7 protein-coding genes are annotated in these 15,752 nt (G+C 44.6%); all 7 read right to left on the minus strand.

What is annotated here, in order from left to right:
- Nucleotides 1–239 precede the first annotated feature (239 nt).
- On the minus strand, nucleotides 240–1,421 hold the full coding sequence (locus GO493_RS18910) for a FecR family protein (RefSeq protein WP_157307793.1): 1,182 nt from the start codon (nucleotides 1,419–1,421) through the stop codon (nucleotides 240–242).
- Nucleotides 1,422–1,484: 63 nt separating this feature from the next.
- Nucleotides 1,485–2,087 carry an RNA polymerase sigma factor gene (locus GO493_RS18915; protein ID WP_157307794.1) on the minus strand — a complete coding sequence of 201 codons (603 nt, stop codon included), beginning with the start codon at nucleotides 2,085–2,087 and terminating at the stop codon, nucleotides 1,485–1,487.
- Nucleotides 2,088–2,313: 226 nt separating this feature from the next.
- Nucleotides 2,314–4,212, minus strand: coding sequence for a glycoside hydrolase family 97 protein (locus GO493_RS18920; protein ID WP_157307795.1), 1,899 nt, complete (start codon nucleotides 4,210–4,212; stop codon nucleotides 2,314–2,316).
- A gap of 517 nt (nucleotides 4,213–4,729) precedes the next feature.
- Nucleotides 4,730–9,025: a cellulose binding domain-containing protein gene (locus tag GO493_RS18925; RefSeq protein ID WP_198315763.1), complete on the minus strand. Its 4,296-nt coding sequence runs from the start codon at nucleotides 9,023–9,025 to the stop codon at nucleotides 4,730–4,732.
- A gap of 389 nt (nucleotides 9,026–9,414) precedes the next feature.
- The gene (locus GO493_RS18930; protein WP_157307797.1) at nucleotides 9,415–11,877 is read right to left on the minus strand and encodes a glycoside hydrolase family 95 protein; all 2,463 of its coding nucleotides are present in this window, start codon (nucleotides 11,875–11,877) and stop codon (nucleotides 9,415–9,417) included.
- Between the two features lie 25 nt (nucleotides 11,878–11,902).
- The gene (locus GO493_RS18935; protein WP_157307798.1) at nucleotides 11,903–14,434 is read right to left on the minus strand and encodes a glycoside hydrolase family 2 protein; all 2,532 of its coding nucleotides are present in this window, start codon (nucleotides 14,432–14,434) and stop codon (nucleotides 11,903–11,905) included.
- 122 nt (nucleotides 14,435–14,556) lie between these two features.
- On the minus strand, nucleotides 14,557–15,675 hold the full coding sequence (locus GO493_RS18940; protein ID WP_198315764.1) for a DUF4998 domain-containing protein: 1,119 nt from the start codon (nucleotides 15,673–15,675) through the stop codon (nucleotides 14,557–14,559).
- Between the last annotated feature and the right edge of the window lie 77 nt (nucleotides 15,676–15,752).

Genomic DNA, 15,752 nt, shown 5'->3' on the forward strand with positions numbered 1-15,752 from the left:
ACAGCGGCCCTTTCCCCCCATTTATTGAAACGGGGCCGCAATACGCCTTAATTTGCATACTTTTGCAATGTTTAGGTTGATATTTAAGCAGTAAAACTCTCTTAAGAAATCGGCCTGGACGTTAACCGGGGGCAGGGTCCAATCTGAATCCCCGGTTTATTTCCATAGATCTCCTTTCTCCCTTTATGGGAAACTCTTTTTAGCTGGCTCTAGTTTATTCTATAGTAAATGTCCTGTAACTAGTCTGTAATTGTTAGTTGTTTATTGTTCACCGTATAATTGATGCGCATCGATTTAAGAATTGCCAGTACCTGTTGCAGGCTGAGATCCCGTCCAATCTCCCCTGAAAATGTACGTACAGGGGGAGTACCTTCAAAACGTACTTCAACGTCATACCAGCGGGCTAGTTGCCGCATTATCTGGGGCACAGTAGCGTTGCTGAAATGGAAGAGCCCGTTACGCCATGCCATTACTTCATTCAACTGTACTTCATCTACAGTCATCATTCTATTCTCAGTAATACGTGCCTGCTGACCTGGCTTTAATATTGTATTGTCCACTGCCTGCTGTATATTCCGGGATACCTTCACAGCTCCTTCCAGCAATGTTGTTTCTATAAATGGCTCGTCTCCGTAAGCATTAATATTAAAATGAGTACCCAGTACCTGAACATTCGCTTTACCATTAATATCTACTATAAACGGCTGACCGGCCAACTTTGCTACTTCAAAATATACCTCCCCGCTGATCCTGACATTTCTTTCTTTACCTGTGAATGCCACGGGGTAAGTAATGGAACTGCCCGCATTCAACCATACACCGGTACCGTCCTGCAAAGTGAGGTGGAAAGTTCTACCCCTAGGTGTTGTAATAGTATTATATACAAGCCGGTCCCCAACACCTCCTCCCTGGTAGGACAGATTATCTTTATCAAATACCAGATCGGTGCCTTCCTCTTCACTTATCCTACCGGTGTGAATGCTATCCAGCAATAGCTGCTGACCGTTACTACGGGTGAGCATAGCGCCATACCTGGCAGGAGCTATATCAGCAACAGCTTGTGGCTGTCCGGCCGGTGCTTTCTTTGGCCGTTGCCATAAATAGCTTCCTGCAGCAAGCACCAGTAATATTGCCGCAGCAGCAGCACGGACACGGACCGGAAATATGCGGAACAGAAGACGCTGTTGTGCTTTCATACGAGGTACCCTGTCTGCCACCACTATATTAGCGGCAATATCCCGGTAAGGTTTCAGGTTGGTCTTAATATGTTGATTGGCAAGCAAAAAAGCGTCTCCTACATCCTCTGCCAGTTCACTACCGGGATTGGTCTGCAGGTATTCCAGGAATTCTTTTTCTTCTTCACTGGTAATAGTATTATCCGCATAGCGGTCTAATAAATAAGCTAGTTTTTGCTGTTCCATTGAATCTCTATACTTAATTGACCTTTGAAATGGGAAAAGGGGGGTATACCCGGGAAAAAATTTTCAGAAAAAAAATAAAGTGGAGGGCAGAAGCTTTCCGGCAGCTTTTAGCTTTCTGCGGATCTTCTCCAGTGCAGTGGCAAGTGTTTTCTTTACGTAATCAGGCGTCAATCCCAATATACGGGCAATCTCAGGGGTGGTTTTCCCCTGTTCCCGGCTTAGCTTATAAATCGCATATTGACGCGGAGAAAGCTCAGCAATAGCTTCCTGAACAATACGCCTGGTTTCATTCAGCGCTACCTGTTGTGCAGTATGGTGTGTTGAAATGGCATTCTCTCCGGCAAGGGAAAGCAAGTTTTCATGTAATCTTTCGCGAAGCCCCTTTTTCTTCAGCAGGCGATAGCATTCGTTTACCACTATCCGGCGTATCCATCCCCCGGGATTGGTAAGGCCAGGTATTGTATCCCGGTTCAGCCAGACACGCAGAAAGGCTTCCTGTAAAACTTCTTCCATATCCCGTTCCGATTTCACGATCCGGAACACAGCTCCCCCCAGAAGTGTAATAAAGTGGTGGTAGATAATATTAAATGCTTCTTCATCTCCATCTGCCACCCGGGCGAAAAGCTTCTTTTCGTCCAGATCTTCATTTGTTCCCTGACTGGCCATTCTCGTAACTTTAATTATTTAAAGTACAATGTAGCAAAACATGCAGAAATTATCAGGCCCGATAAATGCATAATTTTCAAATATACCTGTTTAAAGTACAAAATTGCCCCGAAGTCAGGTGCTTCATCCACGTTGCACTCAAATTAATAATATTTCTATTCCGGACTGAAGTGCTTATGCTCTCTTAATTAATCATGCTCCTAATATTTCTTTATAACGCTCTTTTTTAGTTGTTCTGCTTTTTGTCTGTATTCCGCAGACTAGTCTTTTCTCGTAAAATGATTGCCTGTCCGGCTTTAGCGCGGATATTTACAGGAAACATATTTCCTTTATGCACTACCTCTGTACGTTTATGAATCCCACCACTGTCATCATCTTCATAAATAGTTGCTTCATAAGTTATTGAGGGGGGCAAAAAACCCATTTTCAATTCGGTTACCCAGCTTTCAAATCCTGAAACACATCCAATATACCATGTATCTCCGTGTCTACGCGCTACTGCGATGTTCTTTCCGATCCCGCCGGCCAGATAGTAACTTTCATTCCATACCGTTGGCAAACAGCTAAAAAACTCTATTTCTTCTTCATTTGTATAGTCAATGGGCTGACCATACCAGAATATTGCCTGCAAGGGACTGTAATATACTACTGCCAAGGATAGTTGCTGGACCTTACTTACCTTGATATTCTTACTGAAACTATTCCTGGAATTGGGAAAACAGTATGTAAAATCAGCCGCTCCAGCCAGGAATCGGGTAAACGGAAGTACCGTATTGTGGAAGGCATCAGGGCTGTTCTCATCTCCCCTGACACCCTCCTGTGTAAGTAAAGCAGGGTAAGTCCTGCTTAACCCTGTGGGTTTATAGTTATCATGAATATTAAGTACAAATCCATATTCATTTACTTTCTGAATGGCATTATTCAGCCAGATAATCCCGTTCTGCGTAAGACCATCTACAAAACCGAATTTCAAGCCTGCAACACCCCAGTTTTTATATAAGGGTAAAATGGTATCGAGCTTCTCCTTCAGCCCTACATAGTTTACATACAGTATAACCCCAATCCCTTTTTCTTTACCATAAGTAATCACCCTTGGCATATCAATGGCAGGTATTACCTGTGTAGGATCCGAAGAACTGTAAAATTCTGCGCCATACCAGCCGGCGTCATACATGATGTATTGAAAATGATGTCTGGCAGCAAAATCAATACAATCCAGGCCACTTTGAGTATTCAATTGTGCCCTGATCAGTTTTCCTGGCTTAATGGCGGGAGAAACGGGGCGATTTGAAGCCGGACTTAATCTCAATCCAAGATCGCTGAAATCATGCAGGCCGATAGCCGTTTTTGAAACGCTGATACTCCGCCAGGGTGTTAACCATTTTCCAGTAATGACAACTGTACTGTCTCTTACATATTCTATTATAAGACTGCTGTTCTCCTTGCCTCTTTTTAACTCAGCTTTAGTGAATTGGTTATTATCAGCCTCCCCAATGCTGATATATAATTCTCCGTTTGTGAGTGTGGCTGGTAAATCACAGTTCTTGTTTAGTGTATCTATGTCTGTTGGAGTAAACACAGATTCCTGATTATATTGGAACAGGGTATAATTTCCTGCTAGCTGGAAAGTTGTAGCTTCATTTATAAACCTGAAAGGCGATTCAATTGCTTTCTGCAACAAATAACGGAAAGCCACGCTTCGGTTAAATGCTCTCACTACGATACCATAGTGCAACTCTTGCCTTGTACATTGAACTATTAATTCGTTATAATTATTTTTAATAGAGTCGCATTCTCCAAATAGCCATGCAAACGTTTCCTTGTGTGCGACTTTCTTTATTCCCGTAATGAAGTTTTTATCCTGTTTTTTTCTGCTGGCGGTAACAATACCCAATTCAGACCAGTCAATAATCTTACGACCATTGTATGACATCCTATACTGCAATTGCCCATAACTGTCAGTTCGTATTTCAAATGAAGTTGATTTATCAGGCGACTGAACATTATAGGTCTTTCTTGTCTGACAGATTCCAGCCAAACCATAGATCAGGCACATGATCCATAAAGTTCCCATCCTTATCATATTGCTCATACTGCTGTTAATAAACACTAGGTGTATTTTCATATTCCATCTGTAGCATTAAGAACCCGAACTTATTTTACTCACTTCTCCGGTCCTGATGTTCAAGAACCAGGACTGCGGCTTCGGCAATAAAAGCTTCCCTCCGCCAATTTCCAGAGGCATCCATAAGTAACGGGAGTCCCATTGGGACTGAGGCTTCCATTGATCAGCCATAAAAATGACGGTGGTTGATTTTGATCCCACCACCTTAATCATCATGGTAGATTGTGAATTATATTTATTACTGGCTGGTGGCGCAATATCTTTAAATTCTGACCATGGGCCAGCCCCCCATGTGCCTGGATATGATGGTCTTCATTATCGGGCCAGATCTCACCTGGCCTGACAGGCCGTTGTGCTCTAGCTGCATCCAAAACTACCAGGCTGGTGATAATCATAAAGATTGAGCGAAATTTTTTCAATTTAATCATCCTCGTTCTTGTTTTATCTAAGTTTGATTTTTTCAGGAATAGTTTGACCCGACAGCGGCGTGTCAAACCGAAACAATATTCTTTGTTTATTACTTAATTATTGTAAGCGGTATCGGATTTTCACCGTCTATGACAACCCAGTAAATACCTGCCGGCATTTGAACAGGAATCTGCAGCTCAATAACCCCTCCTTTATAATCACTTATTTTCCTGTTAAACACTGGCCGGCCCTGGCTGTCCATCAAACGGACTGTAAAAGTATATCTGCTCGTTCCCGGCTTCATGCCCAGTCGGATGTAAAACATATTTTGCGCTGGATTAGGGTATACCCTAGGCATTGACGATTCCTTTGCCATAGTCACAGGCGCTGCCTGCCGTGCCGCGTTAAGTCCTATTGAAGGTTCAACGCCATACAGCAGATTGCCTTTGTAGTAGACAGTTACCCGGCTATTTTCCGCCAGCGGGACAGAAGACAGGTAAGAATAATCATTCAACTGATTGAAAGCCGACCAATCCTGTTTTGTTATCCTATATTGTATATCCCCGGTATTGGACAGTGGATAAAGTTTGCTATGACCTGATGTAAATGATAATTCAAGATAGATATCTGCACTGTCACTCATAATCCCTGGCTTCATAAATAGCCCGGTAACCTGCATATCACCTGAAGCAACATAGTCCAACCAGTAATTGAGCGGAGCTTCTCCATCCCTGGTAAACCAGTATCTTACTTTCAGGTCATTATAATTCAGCGCCCGGTTACCTTCATTCTGCAACCGCATTATTGAATTAATGGTGTTACTGCCAGATGATCTGCTTTCCGTAAATACCCGGACAGCTAATGCAGGGGGGACCTGCGATGGTTCTATTCCCCATACCAGCACGCCATTACGGTAAACAGTAACTTGTTGATTAGCCGTATATGACGTAGCAGACAGGTAAGAATAATCATTCTCTTCGTCCAGGTCAGCCCAATTGCTATTGGCCAACCGGGATTGTATTTCCCCGGTATTACTTCCTGTCATCAACATACCGGCAGACGGTGTGAAAACATATTCCATATATCCAATGGCCTTTTGCCGTGCAGTCTGCGTTTCTACGTAACGGAGGGCAAGATTTCCTATGGGCAATTGAGCATAGTCAATCCATCCATTGATGGCACCGTTAAAATTTTCAGGGGTAAGCCAATACCGAATGGTGATCTGCGATAGATCAACCGCTATGCTACCGTTGTTAATTAGTTTAAAATATGGTTTAACAGAATTGTTGGATAGATTACCAGCATCCCCATCTGCATAAAGCAGCGATATACCCAGATCACGCACATTCAACCGGCGTACAACCGGGATAGCAGCGTCATATTTATCTGTACCTGGCTGACTGGCCGCGATATCAGCTGTACCCGGCTTCAACATATATAGTTTTCCATCTAAGATGCGTGCAACAGTTGTATCAGAACTTGAAAAAATTACCGGCAGTCCTGCGCTGGACCTGGCCTCGAGTGCAAAGGCAGTATCGCCAATCAACCTGGGGGCCAGGCTATCAAAAACAATCGACTGACTATCAGGAGATGGTATAAGAGTGAAAGGAAAGCTTCCTGGGAACGGATCATTTGTACCTCCTCCAACAGCCAGGATCTTGCTGCTGTTTATATACCAATAGCCGTTCCCGGCACTCTGAGCCCTTTGAAGCGCGTAAGAAGTACCGTTATAATAAATATTCATAGTATTCCATTCTACATAATAATCGTTAATACTAAACTGCGCCGATTCATTGATGAAATTCTTATAAGGCGTAACAGGCGCTGTGAGGCAAGTGATTTTGTAACGGTTATTACTTTCTTTGGCTATACGCCAGCGCTGCAGATTCCTGTTGACATTCTCCGATTCAAAAGATGGGGAATTGGTGGTGTTACCAGTCCAGAAAGTATTCAGCCCATATGGCTTTATATAATAAACACCATCTGCCAGGTTATTTGTCTCAAAGAGGTAAGCGGATTTATACCTGTTGATAGCATTGGTAAGCATAGTAATATACCAGCCAGCCTCATTCACTGTAGTGGTAAGGCTATCGAAATTATGCTGCACAAATAGCACTGTATCATTTAACATATTGTTGACCGCTAAAGGATACTTACCTAATTCACCAGTGGCAGTAGTTAACGTGGAATCTCTCCAGTTTATGGCTTCGGCCAGTTTTTTCCGCAGCGCTTCAAACAAATCCTGCAGTATAACGGGTTCAAAAATGTAAATCTGGTTATTCCCATCCGTCCAGTTATAAAGTGATACAGCAGCACCATCGGCAGCACCTCCGCCTTTTACTTCTGCGGCTTTTCCACTCTGTTTGCCAATAATATTGTAAGTTTCATCTCCACGGTCAAAAATCTTCCAAACCTGGCCTGTGTCGCTTGTGGAATAAGCTCTTTGTTCCAGGGCTGATCCATCAACAATAGAATCACCTGCAACATCCAATGCTTTGCCGCTTAACACATTGATTAATTTATATTCACCATTGCCCAGATGTGTAACGTTCCAATGCTGGTTTGCAGCAAATGTATAAGTATTCTGTTCTATCAGGCCTCCGTCTGTAGTGACAGCGCCGCGTACACCTAATACTTTGCCACTATGCCTTGCAATAATTCTATACATGCCGTTAATGGGCACAGATACATATGCCAGCCTGGGATTCGCAAAATCAACGGGAGAATCAATACTTTCACCAGCATCATTGACGGCACTTACTGCATAATAATAGGTCTGCCCATTCGCAACATTGTTATCAAAGAAACTATTCTGGTGAAGATTTCCTGCAATCGTTGTAAACGGGCCACCTGGTGAAGCAGATCTTTTGAGGTTATAGCCTGTTGCGCCAAATGAACTTAACCAGCGAACCTGTACCTGTCCATCTCCGCCGCAAGCATGTACTGAATAAGGTGCAGCAGGTTTTGTGACAGTTCCCCCGGATCCACCGGTCATACTTACATTGCTGAAAGTAGAAGTAATAGGTGTACTATTTGTACCCGAACTAACTACTAAACCTATATAAGCAGTACCGCTAAACCCAGGAAAACGACCTTCTGTTACTGCCGCCCAGCTGGCGCCATCCGGCGAATAATAAGTTGCTATCTTTTCACCTATACGTTCAATCTTCACCCAATATGGAACCTGGGGAATACCTCTGGATTGCTTTTCCCAATTTGCCCCTCCAAATACATCGGCCCAACCATGCATAAATCCCTCTCCTCTCTGCAGGGGAGTAATAGCCATCCAAACCCGTTGGGCGGCGTTGCCGGTCAGGTCAGAACGTATCATTACACCGGCTTTAGCAGCAGTTGAGGTACTACCTATACTTTCAACTTTTGCTATTATGCTGCAGTTGCCAGTTACCTCTTTGTAAACAAAGTGGAACGACTCGCTTCCATGTGTCCACATATCAAGGCCGCCACCAGTCACCGTCCATGTGTTATTATTGAAGCTACTACTACCAACCGGCGATGCGTCACCGATATCAAAGTCAGTAAGACCGGAGCCAGAAAGTGTGGCAGGAGGTATTACAATATTACCAGGGGCAATAGATGCTGTAGAGCTGTCCAATGTTTTGTAAAACCATGTATCCGTTGCACCTATCCTGCTGCCATTGAACAATCGCTTGTTCACGTATGGCAACTGCATGCCTTTTCTTACCCCATACGCACCATTCAGTATCATAAACATCATTCTGCCTCCTCCCCAAATATCTGTCTGATCTGTCCAATATAATGCATCGGTAGTACCATATGTAATATATCTTTGCGGCACACCTGAATTTTTCCGTGAAAAGTATTCGCCAGTGGCAAGCAGCCTGTTCTCATACTCAGAAAAAAGATCAATCCCCTGTTTCCATAGGACTTCAGCAGCAAAGGCATAACTTAAAATAGTTCCATTCGCATGCCCCTGGTCCCTCCCACTTTCACCTATCTGGCCATTGGGCAAGGTATTTGGGAAACCGGCAGAACCACTGTACCGGAACAGGTAGATAACCCGGTCTATTTTAGCATAGTCATCTGAAAATGCTGCTATTGCGGCACCAGATGCTATACTTAGCGCACCTTTATTGGCAGGCCCTAAGCCGATGATATGGCACCCTGAGGCTGGCCAGTAAATACTATTAAAGAAATTTTTTACAGTAGCAGTGTTGGCAGTTGTCCAGCCACTCCACGTTCCTCTTAATATAGATGCTGCCCCCCCCCAGGCATAAGCATAATCTCCGAGATCAAGATTTGCTTCCACTCCAAGAAACTGGGTTTGTGTATTGGCCCAGGCCAGTAGAATATCCCTTGCTTTTATTGCATAAGCCTGATTGCCGGTAAAATACCACATCAACGAAAGATTCCAGATGGCAATCATATCATTGCGCCATTGGTTCAGGTTAATATTAGGATTTCTCGAAACTGTGACAAAAGGGCCCTGCATTGTATAAGAAAGCGAAGAATGTCCATCCGCAACCAACTGATCATAAGCCTGCTTCCATGGATAGTCGCCGGCCTGGACATGCTTTTTAAGCGTGACCAGATCCGACGACGTAAGGGGTATTCCGGGGTGAACAAAAGCTGCTTGTGCATTAACGGCAGAATATCTAAGTAAAAAAAAAGTAGTAATTAAAAAGAGTTTTGCAAATGTCAGAAAAACTAAACGTCTGAGAACGTTTGTAGATTTACGAGGGTTGACGAACTGGTTAAGCATTTTACGTGTGTTTTAATTAACATGGAATTTGTATCTAGGATCACTTTAAACTTTTACTCGCCAATTAACAGGTAGGATTTATTTCGTAATGTAGGGAAAGAGGTCAGATATCCTCCACTGCTCTTTACACTTGTCACAGGTATTCCCTTTATTTTTACAGGAATAGCGGTACGAACAGTACATTCTCCACCTTTATGAGATGTAATTGTAGCGTGCTTTAACCTGCTGTTCTCCCAGGCTACAGCCACTTCAAAATTTCCCCGTGAGCGCAATCCGGAGACAGAACCATCCGGCCATGCAGAAGGTAATGCAGGTAATATGTCAAGAATATACCCCTGTGCTCCTGTGAGGTTCTTTTCATTACTTTGCAACAACATTTCTGTGATGCCTGAAACGGCGCCGAGATTGCCATCGATCTGAAATGGCGGATGAGCATCAAACAGATTGGGATAAGTACCACCGGCATCCGCCATCACCGTTCTTGTTTCCTTTGTGTACCTTAGCTGACAGGACAACAGCCTATGAACATGATCACCGTCACGTAACCTGGCCCAAAGGTTTTCTTTCCAGGCAATAGACCATCCCGTTCCGTTATCACCCCGTAGTTCAAGCGATTTTTTTACCGCTGCCGCTAATTCAGGAGTTCCCAGCATTGTAACCTGGTGCCCCGGATACAAGGGGAATAGATGGGACACATGTCTATGTCCTATATCATCAGAATTCAAATCCCAATCCTCATTCCATTCCATTAGCTGGCCGGCTTTACCGATTTTCAGGGGACTGATCTTATCCCTTGCCTGGATGAGTTTATTCCTGAAATCTTCATCAACTTTTAACACAGCGCAAGCATTTGCCACATTATCAAAAAGGTCCCATACTATTGCTTTTTCAATTGTGGCCCCCTGTGTAACATCACATTTCACCCCACTATTGGTAACAAAATGGTTTTCAGGAGAGGTAGAAGGTGATGTAACCCAGTAGCCTTCTTTATCCAGGACCATTGTAGCCAAGTAGAATTCTGCCGCTTCTTTTAATGTAGGATATACCGACCGGAGATATGCTTTATCCAGGCTGAAGGTATAATGCTCCCAGAGATGCTGACAGGTCCATCCGCTGCCCCCGGAGAAAACACCCCAGGCTAATTTAGCCCCGGGGCTTGTCCACGCCCAGGCATTTGTGGTATAACCGAAATACCAACCTGGTGTTGAAGGCCCATAATATGTCCTTGCAGTTTTCCTACCTGGTTCAACCAATGCACTGACCATGCGGATCATAGGTAAATGCATTTCCCCCAGGTTTGCCACCTCTGCCGGCCAGTAATTCATCTGAAAATTAATATTCGATTTATAATCGCATTTCCATGGCAGGTCCAGCCCATCTCCCCACAAACCTTGTGCATTTGAGGGCAGCGGGTTATCCGGACGACTTGAACTGATCAGCAGGTAACGTCCGTATTGATAAAAAAGAGAGGCAAAGGAAGGGTCTGATTTTCCTGCGCCATAAGATTTAAGCCTTTCATCAGTAGGTATAGGTACTACCGGGTTGTTACCGATGGTTAATCTTACCCTACGGAAATAGTGTTGATAGTCGCTGATATGCCTTTCTCTGAGACGTTCATAGGTTATACCTGCAGCGGCATCCATCCTGGCCTGAGCCAGGATATGCGGGTCAGGCCCTGCAAAACCTTTATGGTAATCCAGTACATACGATGTAGCAGCAGTAACCAGTAGCGTGGCCCCGTCAGCGTGTTCTACTATTATTTTATTGTCTTTTGTAGTCAGGATGCCACCTTTATTCAGCACGGTGAGCTGTACCTCGTAACGAAGCGTGCCGCCGGTGTTGCCTGTCATCACAAGCCTGTTCCTTCCTGCCATGAGCGTAATAGCCCTTTCAACACGGTCTAAAGTGATTTCGAAGGATAAGCCTCCTTTAACAGAGCTTTTGAGCTTCTGTACCATTACCTGGTCGGGAGCGCTTGAAAAAATCTCTCTGGAAAAATCACATCCTCCGGCGGTGAAGTTAACTCCGGCAATAGCCTTGTCGATATCCAGCCAACGGTTATAATTCGTTATTTGCCCGCCCGGCAGCAGGAAAGAGATATTAATATCGCCCAGTGTCTGATATGATGCGCTATAAGGGGCAGATGATGTAAAATACCGGCCAGTGAGGGCTTCTCCTGTTTTATAATCCCCCTTACTTAATGCTTCCCTGATAGAGTCCAGATGCTGATAAGCATCTTTACGATCAACATCTGGCTGTGGGCCGCCTGACCATACTGTAATTTCATTTAATTGAAGACGTTCATTTTCAGGTTGTCCAAAAACCATGGCGCCAAAGCGGCCATTGCCAATAGGAAGCGCTTCTATCCAGGCATCTGCCGGTGTTTTATACCATAAAAGTAAATTACGGGGGAGAGCAGGCACTGCTCCTTTGATAAGGTCATTATTATGTGTCTGTCCTTTCAGGATGGTAGCAACACACAGACAGCATAATAAAGACCGGAGAAATAGTTTCATATTCTGATCTTAATGTGTTTTCTTTTTATTCCTTTACTTCACCTGTAATAGTCACATCTGCAAGCTTTGCATAAGCGGGTATGGGAAAGCGGATCCGTACTGCACCGGCTATTATTCCGTGTAAACGGATTGTACTTTCCTGTACTGCCTCCTTATTTTCTGTCCTGTCATCAACAGTTTTCCAATGGCGGCCATCTTCAGAAAGTTCCACACTATAACGGTAAATATTTTTCGAAGGGAAGCTAATATGTATCTCCTCCATGGCCAGCCGTTTCTCAACGTCTATCTTCCACCAGGCCGATGTGTCGCCGGCTGCTGCCTGCCACCAGGTATTCTCGTTGCCGTCTGCAGCATATCCTGAAAGGTGCCGGGCATCCTGACTGCTTGCTGAAGTGGGATTATTACGACCAAACACCTGCAATTCCTTCCCTTTCTTTTCCCGTGTAAACCGTGCATAAGTGCGATTCTGTACACGGGGAGTAATCTCCTCTTTATAAGCAGGTCCTCCTTTAAAATTCAGTCGAAGTTCAGCGGGCTTAAGCCCAGGCGATGTAGCGCGCACGATCGTAATACCAGCATAACCGGAACGGCATTCAATGGCCGCCTGTCCATCTTGTATACGGATATCGCTGCTCCCGTTAAATTGTATTGCTGTTCCTGTAGGAAATTCTCCAGGTCCGGTTACAATGCTCAGGGTTACAGGAGGGCTATTGCTGATAGGAGTTCCCTTGTTATCCAGGACGGTTACGCGCAGTTGTATATCATCTGTTCCATCTGTGCCTGCTATGAGTTTGTCTGCTGTCAACCGCAACGCAGCAGGTGTTCCGGCTACAGGCCACTCCGGCGGAGGTATATGCCTGTAATGATTACGATACCAGTACCAGGCCCTTTTAGGAATACGGAAATAGTCTACCAGCCCCATTCTACCTAGCCGTGAACCAGCTATAGACCCGTGATCAAAACCGCACCAGATAGCCTGGCCACTTCGCCATGGGTATACATTCCTGCCGCTGTCTTTAGCCAGGTCCCCCCATCCTGGTTCGTAATTACCAGGTCTGTCAGCAGTAGTGCTACCGTATTCTGTAACCACACTGGGAACGCCTGGCTTAAGAAAAACAGCAAGCGTAGCACCGTCGCCGTTATAGCCAACGATGTCCCCGATTTTGTCAATACGACTGCTGTCTAATGGACGCTGCGCCCCGCCAATGGCAGCCGGCCTGGACGGGTCATACTGGTGAGTAAGGGTTACCAACCGCGTCAATAATTTTCTCAATGGTGCCATTGTTTGCTGCAGCGTAAAGAAGGGTTCGTTACTCATGCACCATGCAATCACCGAAGGATGGTTACGATGTATCCTGATCATCTCTTCCAGCTGTTGTTCAACGCTTGCCTCGAAAGGCGCCCTATCCTTTTCATCTGTAGGATAGGTACTGCCATTCCAATATCCCTCCGGCTGGCGATCGCTGCCACCTATGCCCCATAATACGTTCTCTGACCAGAACAAAATACCCAATCTGTCACAGGCCTCATAAAACGCCGGGTCATGCGGATAGTGTGATCCCCGAATGAAATTAAAACCTGCATCTTTCATCATCTGAACATCACGGAATATGCCTGCATTCGTCACCGCATCTCCCCAGCCGGCATGATCCTGGTGCACGTTCGCTCCCTGCAGGTAAAGATGTTCACCATTGAGGAAAAAACCCTGGTCCGCTGTCCACCGGATAGACCTGATACCAAATGAAGTGGTATATTCATCCACTCTACGCTTTCCAACATATAATGTAGTAAGGGCTGTATATAAATGAGGATGATCGGGGTGCCACAACATAGGTCCAGGGATGACCGGGCTTATCTGATCCACAGTGGCAATATCTCCTGCAGCCAGAGTCCTGACAGATGAAAACTGCGACACAGTTTTCCCTGCTTTATCTATGATAACCGTTTGTACTTTCACCGCGTGCGCTATCGAATCCTGATTCTGTATTTCTGTAGCGACGTGCACAGTTGCTGCGAGTCTGGATACCTGCGGCGTTGTCACAAAAGTACCACACCAGGCCACATGCACCGGGTCAGTAATGACCAGGTAAACATCCCGGTAAATTCCCCCGGAAAATACATGTTCTCCAGCTCTAGGTGCCAAGGCTGGGTCCCATATATTATTTACTCTTACAGCTACTACATTCTCACCTGCCTGCACGAGGCGGGAGATGTCTAATGAAAAGCCCGTATACCCCCCACGGTGTTCTCCCGCCCGTTTACCATTTATAAAAACTTCTGCTACCTGAAAAGCACCTTCAAACTCAATGTTCAGCTTTCTTCCCAGCTCCTTTGCCGTTACGGTAAAATATTTACGATACCAGCCATATCCTGTATAAAAATCAGGCGACTGAAAATAGGGGATGCTGAAAGAATGTGGCAAGCTTACTTGTTCCCATCTGCTGTCCTCATAAGCCGGCGTGTCTGCTGCAGGATGATCACCCATCATAAATTTCCAATCTTTGTTGAATATAAGCCGGCGGCGTACCTCCTGTGCTTTCGTGGAAAAAGTCAGCATACAAAAAAACAGACTTAGTACTGCCGGAAAAATGTTCTTCATTCGTATTTTTCTTTAAATCCTGTATTACCCACAGCCATATGTAGCTGCAGTTATGTTTGTCTTAAGATTGCTGGATATAACTATTTGAAATGACGTAATAACCTGACTCCGGTTACTCTCCAATACTGGTTCCCTTGCATTTTAACCAGAAAGCCGAGCGCCACCGGACCGGCTTGAGGAACGACAAATGTAATGCTCTTTAAAGCCAGATCTGCTATTCCAAGTGCCCCGGGGACCTGGTCGCCATCAAAGTCAGGCAGTGTCGTACCCTCTTTTGCAACGATCCGGACCAGGCTACTGCCATATCCATAAGGCCCCAGGTCAGCTAGAAATGAATAGATCCCCGCAGGCAGTACCACGCTCTGATAAATTTTCCCGTTAATAATATCGGAAGCTCCCCATCCGGATTCCATGCAAAGGACAGTGTTGTTATCACTTCCCCATCCACCCATGTTATTGTGGTTTTGAACGGGCGCATTGACGATCCAGTAAAGGGGATCTCTGAAGCGGTTGTTTGACTGCACAGACAGGAAGGGCTGTGAAGTGTTTTTCAGGTATTGAGCTGTAATATCCTGCTTGATCTGCAGGGTATCATAACTGTGCACATAGAACGTATCCAGGGATTGAGGCTGAGGCTTATAGGAAGATCTATATACTACTGATGTCCCTACCTGCCAGTCACTAATAGAGAATATACTTTGTTCCGGACCTAAGGAAATGATCTTTTTCTCCCCTGATGAAGAAGTATAATTAACTTCAGTAGAAATATTGGTACTATCGGTAAGGTCATTAAAAGTAACTTTAATAACATTGTCAGTATCCAGATCTGTGCTTTTAATTGTCCTGTTCACAAGCCCTCCGAGATAGAGATCTCCATACACATTCACATTGTTTATAATAATCGTCTTCGATTTATTATTCTGTTTATCTAAAGCGTAAATTGTAAAAAAATAGGTACCCTCCGCAATATTACTGATCTCGCCTCCGGTAAATTGTTCCAGCTTTCCATCGGGAACATCAAAGCTGACCGAGTCTGTATAATTGTTCCAGTAGATCATATACTTAGATACAGTAGGATCTGTGCCTGGAGTCCAGGTAAATTGTACTCTTTTATATCCTGGACTAACTACTACGTCTGAAGGTCCCCCGGGATAGACTATCTCTTTTCCCTCCAGAAATTTTCTATAGTCTGTATCCAATTTTTTGCAACCGGCAATGATCAAGCACCCTAAAAGGGTTAATGTAAAAAAATCCTTATTGGATTTATTAAAACCTT

This window comes from Chitinophaga tropicalis (assembly GCF_009758205.1).
Lineage (GTDB): Bacteria > Bacteroidota > Bacteroidia > Chitinophagales > Chitinophagaceae > Chitinophaga > Chitinophaga tropicalis.

What these genes read in the sequence shown, in the direction of transcription:
- GO493_RS18910 (WP_157307793.1), bottom strand. Translation starts at nt 1,421, where the DNA reads ATGGAACAGCAAAAACTAGCTTATTTATTAGACCGCTATGCGGATAAT.
- GO493_RS18915 (WP_157307794.1), bottom strand. Translation starts at nt 2,087, where the DNA reads ATGGCCAGTCAGGGAACAAATGAAGATCTGGACGAAAAGAAGCTTTTC.
- GO493_RS18920 (WP_157307795.1), bottom strand. Translation starts at nt 4,212, where the DNA reads ATGAAAATACACCTAGTGTTTATTAACAGCAGTATGAGCAATATGATA.
- GO493_RS18925 (WP_198315763.1), bottom strand. Translation starts at nt 9,025, where the DNA reads ATGATTGCCATCTGGAATCTTTCGTTGATGTGGTATTTTACCGGCAAT.
- GO493_RS18930 (WP_157307797.1), bottom strand. Translation starts at nt 11,877, where the DNA reads ATGAAACTATTTCTCCGGTCTTTATTATGCTGTCTGTGTGTTGCTACC.
- GO493_RS18935 (WP_157307798.1), bottom strand. Translation starts at nt 14,434, where the DNA reads ATGCTGACTTTTTCCACGAAAGCACAGGAGGTACGCCGCCGGCTTATA.